General features: G+C 62.7%; 1 protein-coding gene. It reads right to left on the bottom strand.

Annotated features, from left to right (window positions below; genetic code table 11):
- Window positions 1–910, bottom strand: a 910-nt coding sequence (locus AD930_RS00040) for a 1-deoxy-D-xylulose-5-phosphate synthase N-terminal domain-containing protein (RefSeq protein ID WP_279615143.1), incomplete at both ends; no start/stop codon positions are given.

The following is a 910-nucleotide window of genomic DNA, read 5'->3' as shown; positions in this document are numbered from 1 at the left end:
ATGGGTTGCCCCATCGGCGCCGACCAGACCGGCGCGGTCAATGGCGAAGCGGACCGGCAGCTTCTGCAGCACCACGTCATGCATCACCTGATCATAGGCGCGCTGCAGGAAGGAGGAGTAGATGGCGCAAAAGGGGCGGAGGCCTTCGGTCGCCATGCCCGCAGCAAAGGTCACCGCATGCTGCTCGGCAATGCCGACATCAAAGAAGCGGTCGGGGTAGTTCTTGGCGAACGCATCGAGCCCGGTGCCAGACGGCATGGCGGCGGTGATGGCGGCAATTTTGTTGTCGGTTGCAGCCCGGCGCACCAGTTCGCGTGCGAACACGGAAGTGTAGGACGGCGGTCCGGCGGGGCCTTTTTTCTGCTCACCGGTGACGACGTTGAACTTGGCGACGGCGTGATACTTGTCCCCGGCCTTCTCGGCAGGTTGATAGCCATGACCTTTTTCGGTCATCACATGCAGCAGGATGGGGCCGTTATCCGTATCGCGCAGGTTGCGCAGGATGGCGACCAGCTGCGGCAGGTCATGCCCGTCCACAGGGCCGACGTAATAAAAGCCCAGCTCTTCAAACAGCGTGCCACCGGTAATCATGCCGCGGGCATATTCGTCCGCCTTGCGGGCGGTGCGTTCCACCGGAGCCGGGAGCTTCTTGACGACTTTCCCGGCCAGTTCCCGCAGGCCCATAAACTTGCGGGAGGACATCAGGCGGGAGAGGTAGTTGGACATCGCGCCGACCGGCGGGGCGATGGACATCTCGTTATCGTTGAGGATGACGATCAGCCGTTCCGCACCGGGGCCTGCCACGGCAGCGTTATTCATGGCCTCATACGCCATACCGGCGGAGATGGAGCCATCGCCAATCACGGCGATGACGCTGCGCTCATGGTAAGACGGGTCTTCTTCCGCACGC

The organism is Acetobacter malorum (genome assembly GCF_001580615.1).
GTDB lineage: Bacteria > Pseudomonadota > Alphaproteobacteria > Acetobacterales > Acetobacteraceae > Acetobacter > Acetobacter malorum.
The sequence above is the reverse complement of the archived record's forward strand: the minus strand, read 5'-3'. Positions and strand labels throughout refer to the sequence as shown.